We start from the raw sequence: 7,684 nt of genomic DNA, 5'->3' as shown, positions 1-7,684 counted from the left end.
CTTCCTGAAGCCGGGCAGGAGGTAGTATCCCCTCCTGAAGGTGCCCCTCTCGAAGTCGTAGCCCTCATGCATAGAGGCTATAGTGTAGTTGCCATTCCGACCCTCTATGAGGAACCTCCTGTAACCTACTCTGTAGAGTATCCAGTAGACCCTGTCCATGTCCTCTATCATGAAAACCCCGTCGTCACTCAGAACCAGTGCAACGTTGGCAAAGAGCCTCACCGCATCAAAGGGATCGAAGTGTGGCATCGTGTAGCCCCAGAGAACCGCTACGTCGTGCTCCCCGACGAGGTTCGCGAGCTCTCTCGCGTCTCCCTGGACGGTTCTGAGCTCCGGGCTTATGCCGGCCGTTTTGACCCACTCCAGGGCAAGCCCAAGGTCTTCCTTCCTGGCGTCGAGGACGGTGAGGAGTCTCGCGTCGGTCGCCTTGGCGAGGGCAACACCGGCTATGCCAGTCCCGGCACAGAGGTCGAGAACCCTTCCGCCCTGCGGAAGCCAGGTAAGGGATTTAAAGAACCCCACTATTCTGTTGAACCTATCCCTTGCCTTCTTGTCCCTGGGATCCATCCTCCAGTTTATGTAGCGGTAGAGCTCCTCAAGGGTCATGGCACCACCACAGGGAGAAGTGAGTCGAGTAATTTAAGGCTATCGAAAGGCTTAAATATTTTGTCAACTTACAAAGATTGACGAAGGTGTTGAAAATGAAAGTGAACGGAGCAATCCCGGGTGTATCACGCCCCCAGTTTGTGTTACTCCTCGTGGGCTTTGCCTTCTTCCTGATTGGCCCCCTATTTGAGAGGTTCTCATGGGTTTCCCTCCTTGGCTGGTTATTCCTCGCCATGTCTTGGGGCACGTCCGTTGAGATCGATGGAAAAAAGCTCAGGCTCTACTATCTCTTCGGAAAGAAAGCAGTTGAAGTTCCGATTGAGGAGGTTTGGGAAGTAAAAGCAATGAACAGGCTAACCCTGTCCTCGCTCGCCAGGGAGTTTCCCGATTTCTTTCTTCTTGTCCTATCAGTTGTATGCTTCTCGCTGTTCGTTGTCCTAACCCATCCGAGCAGGGATTATTCGGGTTACACTGCCCTATTCCTGGTGTCCGCATCGTATCTTCTGCTCCTCTCTATACCATTTGGATGGGATGAGATTGGCATGCTGGCCTTTGCTATCCCCCTAATCCTCAGCCTTCTCCTGTGGCTCATCGTTCCTGGAGCGGTTGACCCCATAATGGTGTTTATCGGGGAGATTGCGGTGTTCTTTACCTACGCCTCTTACTACTCCAGAGACTATGTCGTTCTGAAAACGGTCGGGGAAAAGTACCTTATAACCCTCAATAGCAAGGTTCCCGTGGATGTCTTTTTGAGGACCCTGGGGGGACGCGTTGATGTTCAGACTCCCTGAGGGCATGGAAAGGGTATGGCTAATGAGAGCCAAAGGCATGCGCGAAGTCGAGATAGCCGAGACCCTCGGGGTATCGAGGCAGGCCGTCAACAAGGCCCTGAAGGACGCGAGGGTCAAGCTCTTCGAGGCGTTCTTCGGTCTCGCCGAAGTATTCTCCTGGGATGTGGTCAGGGTCAACGCGGAGAAGGGCTTCATGGTTGCGAGAGGAGAGTGCGGGGATAAAAACGTCCGCGTTTATGCATTCTACCTTCCGGGAAAAGGAATAAGGGCCTTCTTCAATGCCGAGTTTCCGGAGTACGTTCTCCAGTACGCGGTTGCCATCGGTTTGATAAGGAAGGAGAAAAGGGCTGAACTGGTGAAGGCCCTTGAAAGCTGACTACTTCGCCTTTGCCAGCAGATATATCCCAAAGAAGCCGAGAGCCAAAAACGTCCAGGCCGAATAGCTCACCCACTCCACCGATACGCTCCCAAGGTTGTAGAGTACCACGATGAAGGACATCGCCATGAGTCCGAGGCTCATCAGCGTGTTGAACTCTGCCCACGCCCTCCAGTCAGTTGGGGAGAAGCGCCGCATCCTCGCGAAGAAGCCGGGGTCTTTCCCGAGCAGGGTGAGGCCGAAGAACATGGCCCAGACCATCACCGGCACGCCCACCGCTCCCCACGCCCGCGACATGAAGCCGTTGGGTCTTCCCGATGCACTGAAGTGAACCGCCATCTGCTCCGGCAGGGCGCTCCAGCTGAGGGCAACGATGAGCAGGTAGAGACCGAGGAAGGCCAGCTGTATGAGCAGGTAGGGTTTTACGTTCGCTTCTATTCTCTCCCCAGGGGGCTTCTCGGGGGCCTCCCTTGAGAGTTCCTCAAGCTCGTACTCGCGCCTGGCGATCCACGTGTCGAGGAGCACCTCCGCGAGCACGAAGCCCATCGTGATGACGATGAAAACCCCGAGGGAAACGCCTAGGAGTGCAAGCAGGAGGAGGAAGAGGGAATAGGCTATTGAAAACACCCCTGCGAATGTGTTGGCTTTTCTCCAGGCCCTCTCTGAATTGTACGTGTAGCCGATCCTGAAGCCTATGAACGAGCTCTGCCGGTTCCTGAAAGCTAATGTTAAAAGGCCTGTGATCAGAAGGATCAATCCCGTGAATAACTCAACCACCGTTTGAACCTCCATCCTACCATCCCCCGTTCACCTTCTCAATGACCAGAACGATCTCCCTGATTTCATCCCCAAGCTCTTCTAAAACCTCCCTTCCAAGCTCTGTCAGGCAGTAGTACTTCCTCGGTCGTCCTCCTGCTTCAGCCCACTCATCCTCCACAAGGCCGAGCTTCTTCAGTCCCTTCAGAATGTCGTACAGGGCACCTTCACTCGGGACGAGCCTTCCGTTGCTCAGCTCGTTGAGTTTCTTCCTTATAGCGTAGCCGTGAAGCTCGCCTTCCTTCTCTAAAATAGACAGGACTAAGTAGGAATATAAACCCGAGCGGAGCTCTTTCCTGAGCTTCTTAAGGGCTTTCTCTCTTGGATCTCCCAGCAACACTTGGTCTCCTCCTTAGAAAAATGGATATAGGGATAAAAAGCTTCACCACTTAACGGTTTCTATCTCCTCCTCCACTTTCACCTCCGGAAGGAGTCTGAGGAGGTAAAGTCCAACGGCGAGCATCACCGCGTAGCTCACTCCGAGGATGAGGTAGCTCGGGCTGTAGTGCCAGTAGGCCGCGAGGGAATCCACGAACCAGTGGATTAGAATCAAAACCATCAGGGCTTCCCGTCCCCTGCCGCGGTGGTATGCTCTTGAAAATATCACCGTCGTTGAGGAGTGGAAGAGGAGCGCCAGAAACCTTTCGAGTGCGCTTAGTAACACTACCGAGCCGCCACCTACCATGCTTATCAGTGATACGTAGATGGCCTCCCCAAAACCGAAGCCGGCCCCTATGTAAAGGGCTTTTCTCTGGCTTTTGTCCCTAGAGGAGTAGTACTTAGCGACTTCCTGAAGGAGCCCGGCTATAAAGCCCGTCCAGAGGACGAGGAAAGTGATGTTTGAAACGCCAAGGAAGGTGGGAATGGATTGAATCAGTGGTTGGATGAGGAGCACGATGAAGAGAAGAACCATGCCGAAGATGACCTCCGCGACGCCAAGCTTCCTCACGTAGGCCCAGATAATCAGAAAGGCTAACAGGGCGCCTAAAATGGGATAGAGGGCACTGGCAGTGGCTTTAAAGGGCACGCCCTTGAGATGGAATCCACCCACCTTTCCGTCCCTTACGGTGACGGTAACGATGTAGGTTCCCCTTGAAGCGGTGACGCGGTAGTAATACGTAATGTAGGGCCCTTCCTCCTCGCGTTTCACGAATTCGTATGACTGTATCTCGCCGTGAGCCCCTATCAGGCTCCTGCGTATTGCCTCAAAGGAACCCTTGGGGAGGGCCTTCTTCATAATGGGTGAGAGGTAGGGCTCAACAATCGAGTAGTTGCCCGTTTTAAGGGCCTCCATCATGGCCTCCTGGGGTGTTAAAGAATGTACTGCAGGGAGGAATGCAACGAAGACTGTTAAAACAAAAACAGGGAGGAGCTTTCTCATTATCTTCACTCCCTCTCCACAACGACGGCCGTTCCAAAGGCGTAAACCTCGGCCATCCTCTGACCAACGTTGGAAGTCATGAAGCGCATCCCGATGACGGCATTGGCGCCCATTCCCTCCGCGTTCTCTATCATCCTCTGGAGTGCTATCTCCCTTGCCTTGGCCATCATCTCAGTGTACTCCTTGACCTCACCGCCAACGAGGTTTCGGAAGCCGGCTATTATGTCCCTGCCCAGGTGCGTCGCCATAACAACACCTCCCCTGGCCAATCCCTTGACCTCAACGACGCGGTAGCCGGGGACCCTCTCGGTCGTCACCACAATCATACTACTCACCCCGATACATCGAACTTCGAGGTATATTTTGGAGAGGGAATATAAAAATGTTTCGGGAATGGGGAGAAAAGGGAAGGAATCAGGCGTCGCTGTGGTAGTAAATCACATAGGTGTCGTTGTCGTCGTATATCTCCTGGGGTGCGACTCCCCAGAGGTACTTCCAGCTGAAGCCGGGGTCGGCGTCGATGTCAGGCCCACCGACTGCCTTGTAGGCGGCCCAGACAAGCTCTGAGCAGTAGTAGCTGTCGCCGTAGACGTGCTTGGTCCACCACTCCCAGTCGTAGGGCTTTCCGAGCTGCTGGAAGGCAAAGTTAACGGCTGCAAGCCTTATCTCATTGGTCGTCCTGACGCGGAGAACCGCAACGGTATCATACCTCTTGAGGAAGTCCGAGAGGTACACCATCCTGACCTCGCTCGGGTCGTCCCAGGCCTCTATGACGACCCAATCCCTAGCGTTCGAGTCGTAGTAGGCTATTATCCCGGTGTGAGTCCAGTAGCCGGGTATTATGAGGTCGCTGACCGGATTATGGCCTATCACGATGTCCCCCGGGATTATTCCAGTCGGGTAGGGGTGCCAGTAATCCGAGCCTCCGAGGCTTCCAGATGCTGCCGCAGGATTCGCCAGCACAACCAGGGCAAGAAGTCCAATTATTGGGGCAGCCCATTTCATTTAATACACCTCCCAATATCTTGCAGAAATTGCAAAGGGCATTGGGGTTAATAAATGTTGCGCAACGTCTGTCAATGCAATTCAATGTCCACATAACGTCATTGATAGTCATGCAAAGGGGGTAACTGACTGTAAGCGATGGGCATTTAAACACTCACCACCAAGGGGGAATGGTGGTCGAATGCACAAGATACCTGCCGGCGAGGTGCTCAATGAGCTCAAACTCATCGGCGCTAAGAGGATTCTCATACAGTCCCCAGAGGGGCTGAGACGGGAGGCCGAGGCCCTGGGGAGCTTCCTTGAGGAGAATGGAGTTGAGGTCATCCTCCACGGTGAGGTAAACTACGGTGCCTGCGATCCGGCCGATAGAGAAGCCAGGAGCCTCGGCTGTGACGCTTTGGTACACCTCGGCCACAGCTACATGAAGCTCCACCTGGAGGTTCCAACGATATTCGTTCCTGCCTTTGCAGAGGTTGATGTCGTCCCTGCACTTGAGGGGAACCTCGGAGAGATAAGGAAGCTGGGGAAGAGGATAGCCCTCGTAACAACAGCCCAGCACGTACACCAGCTGGGGAAAGCCAGGAAGTTTCTGGAAGGAAAGGGCTTTGAGGTTCTTGTAGGGAAGGGAGATTCTCGCGTCAGCTGGCCGGGGCAGGTGCTGGGCTGCAACTTTTCAAGCGCAAGGGTTGATGCTGAAGGGGTGCTCTTCATAGGGGCCGGCTACTTCCACCCGCTGGGGGTTGCCGTGGCCACGGGGAAGCCGACCTTAGCTGTAAACCCATACTCAGGCGACGTCACGTGGATGAAGGAAGAGGCTGAGAGACTTATAAGGAAGCGCTGGGCGCAGATAGCCAAGGCGATAGATGCTGAAAGCTTCGGAGTTGTGACGAGCACCAAGAAGGGCCAGCTCCGTCTGGGGGAGGCAAGGAGAATCGTGAGGCTCCTCCGAGAGCACGGGAAGGAGGCCGAGCTTTTGGTAATGAACCGCATAAGCTATCCCGCTCTGGAGGGGTTCTCCTTCGATGCCTACGTTGTCGTCGCCTGTCCGAGGATTCCAATCGACGACTACGAGAACTGGAGGAAGCCCGTCCTAACTCCAAAGGAAGTGGAGATACTGCTCGGCCTGCGCGAGGACTACGAGTTCGACGAGATACCGGGTGGTGAGCGGACTGAGGACGAGCCACTGGGGGTGGCGCTCCATGGGTACAGGGACAGCATTTAGCATCGCCAACTGGCTCACCCTTTTTCTCCTCTGCTACTGGTCTCTCAAGACCGTTCTGGCACTCTTCACCTACTTGAAGCCCCGGCGGATAACCCTGCTCCTCCTCTCAATCGCGATACCCATAATCTCGATAAAGCTCGGCTTCATCCTGGGTTTTCTGACGATACTGGGTTACCTTCTAGCCAAAAGGCTGAAGGTGGGGAGCGCTCTCTCCGCATCCATCTTGGCCTTCATCTTGTTCTTCATTGGGGCGATCTCCGTGACAATAATCTTCGGCATAGCGGGAACGGCCTTAAAAGTTCCAGGCTACCAAATGAACGGAACTCTCAGGGAGCTCGTTGAGAGGGTTTACGGGTGATTCCATGAAGAAGAAGCAACTGGCCATTCTCCTCTCCAGGCTTGAGGGCTTTGAGAACCCGAAGGCGGAGCTCGAACAGTACAGGACTCCTGGGAGTGTTGCATCTGAACTCCTCTGGCTGGCCCGCTCCATTGGAGAGGTTGAGGGAAAGGTTATAGCAGACCTCGGGGCCGGGACGGGGGTTCTCTCAATAGGAGCGTGTCTTCTTGGGGCGAGAAAGATCTACGCCGTGGAGAAAGACGGCGATGCCCTTAGAGTGCTCAGGAAGAACCTCGAAAGGACAGAAACCCTGGAGTGTGTTGAAATCTTTGAAGGGGATGTCTCGGAGTTCTCAGTCAAGGTAGATACCGTCGTTATGAACCCACCTTTCGGGAGCCAGGTAAAGCATGCCGACAGACCCTTCCTTGAGAAGGCCTTTGAAGTTTCAGGCTCGGTCTACTCGATCCACCTGGCAAAGCCCGATGTGAGGAGGTTTATCGAGAAATTTGCATATGAACATAATTTCAGAATTACTCATCACCTAACGGTTACCTTTGAAATCCCGGCCCAGTTCCACTTTCACAGGAGGAGATTGGAGAGAATACCCGTCGATATATACCGCTTTGAAAAATCCCCAAGTGGAGTTGGAGCGATTTAAGCGAAAAAGCTATATTTGGGGCGGGGGTATACCCCAAATTAAGAATAACACGGGTGTGCACGATGCTCGGGGTGCCTGAAATAAGGGAGGCCCTTAAAACCTGGGATGTCGGCAGGGTTGCAGGGCTCATTGTCGAGAACGAAAGGGCCTTAATCGAGGTTCTCAACGTCCTCGAATCGGGGGATGATGCGCTCAAAATAAGGGCGCTAAAGGTCCTCACCGACGCAACTAGGGGCTCAAACTGGAAGGAGAGAAAGCGCGTCCTACAGCTCGGGCTCGGAAGAATAGTAGATGCCGTGAAGAGCAACGACGGCAGGGTCTCCAGCAGGGCCCTTGAGCTTCTGGCGATTCTCCTCAAGAACAACCCTCTAACGGATAGAGAACTGACCCTTGTCATCGAAGCCCTCCTCAGAAAGGCCCCCTCAAAGAGTCCCCTCGTCTGGTCTGGCATAATGGACGTGATAGGGAGCATAAAAATCCCGTACGTATCGA

General features: G+C 54.2%; 12 protein-coding genes. 6 read left to right on the top strand and 6 right to left on the bottom strand.

From position 1 onward, the window contains the following. Positions 1-606: class I SAM-dependent methyltransferase (locus MVD07_RS04565; RefSeq protein WP_297499155.1), on the bottom strand; the 606-nt coding region annotated here is incomplete at its 3' end. A gap of 95 nt (positions 607-701) precedes the next feature. On the opposite strand from MVD07_RS04565, the gene MVD07_RS04560 reads away from it, so the two are divergent. Beyond that, entirely contained in the window at positions 702-1,397 is a 696-nt protein-coding gene (locus MVD07_RS04560; protein ID WP_297499153.1) for a hypothetical protein, read from the top strand. After that, entirely contained in the window at positions 1,381-1,773 is a 393-nt protein-coding gene (locus MVD07_RS04555) for a sigma factor-like helix-turn-helix DNA-binding protein (protein WP_297499157.1), read from the top strand. Before MVD07_RS04560 ends, MVD07_RS04555 begins: the two co-directional genes overlap by 17 nt. Here MVD07_RS04555 and MVD07_RS04550 read toward each other — a convergent pair whose 3' ends face one another. The 5 genes from MVD07_RS04550 to MVD07_RS04530 all read right to left on the bottom strand — a co-directional run bounded on the left by MVD07_RS04550 (position 1,774) and on the right by MVD07_RS04530 (position 4,975). Next, positions 1,774-2,550, bottom strand: coding sequence for a DUF1648 domain-containing protein (locus tag MVD07_RS04550; protein WP_297499151.1), 777 nt, complete (start codon positions 2,548-2,550; stop codon positions 1,774-1,776). It abuts the gene before it with no gap. 16 nt (positions 2,551-2,566) lie between these two features. Then, positions 2,567-2,926: a PadR family transcriptional regulator gene (locus MVD07_RS04545; protein WP_297499149.1), complete on the bottom strand. Its 360-nt coding sequence runs from the start codon at positions 2,924-2,926 to the stop codon at positions 2,567-2,569. Positions 2,927-2,971: 45 nt separating this feature from the next. Further along, positions 2,972-3,970 (bottom strand): DUF3887 domain-containing protein, encoded by a 999-nt coding sequence (locus MVD07_RS04540; RefSeq protein ID WP_366078460.1) that lies wholly within the window; start codon positions 3,968-3,970, stop codon positions 2,972-2,974. 5 nt (positions 3,971-3,975) lie between these two features. After that, positions 3,976-4,296, bottom strand: coding sequence for a heavy metal-binding domain-containing protein (locus MVD07_RS04535; protein WP_297499144.1), 321 nt, complete (start codon positions 4,294-4,296; stop codon positions 3,976-3,978). Positions 4,297-4,384: 88 nt separating this feature from the next. After that, positions 4,385-4,975, bottom strand: coding sequence for a YiiX/YebB-like N1pC/P60 family cysteine hydrolase (locus MVD07_RS04530; RefSeq protein ID WP_297499142.1), 591 nt, complete (start codon positions 4,973-4,975; stop codon positions 4,385-4,387). Positions 4,976-5,156: 181 nt separating this feature from the next. Between MVD07_RS04530 and dph2 the strand changes: the two genes are divergently transcribed. From dph2 to MVD07_RS04510, 4 genes are all read left to right on the top strand, one after another. Further along, positions 5,157-6,197 (top strand): diphthamide biosynthesis enzyme Dph2, encoded by a 1,041-nt coding sequence (dph2, locus tag MVD07_RS04525; protein WP_297499140.1) that lies wholly within the window; start codon positions 5,157-5,159, stop codon positions 6,195-6,197. Further along, positions 6,175-6,555 carry a hypothetical protein gene (locus MVD07_RS04520; protein WP_297499138.1) on the top strand — a complete coding sequence of 127 codons (381 nt, stop codon included), beginning with the start codon at positions 6,175-6,177 and terminating at the stop codon, positions 6,553-6,555. The genes dph2 and MVD07_RS04520 overlap by 23 nt, the downstream gene beginning before the upstream one ends. A 4-nt stretch (positions 6,556-6,559) precedes the next feature. Next, the gene (locus tag MVD07_RS04515) at positions 6,560-7,192 is read left to right on the top strand and encodes an METTL5 family protein (RefSeq protein WP_297499136.1); all 633 of its coding nucleotides are present in this window, start codon (positions 6,560-6,562) and stop codon (positions 7,190-7,192) included. A 62-nt stretch (positions 7,193-7,254) separates the two neighbouring features. Further along, positions 7,255-7,684, top strand: a 430-nt coding sequence (locus MVD07_RS04510; protein ID WP_297499134.1) for a hypothetical protein, incomplete at its 3' end; no start/stop codon positions are given.

The organism is Thermococcus sp. (assembly GCF_027008145.1).
GTDB lineage: Archaea > Methanobacteriota_B > Thermococci > Thermococcales > Thermococcaceae > Thermococcus.
This window is presented reverse-complemented; position numbering and strand designations above follow the sequence as displayed.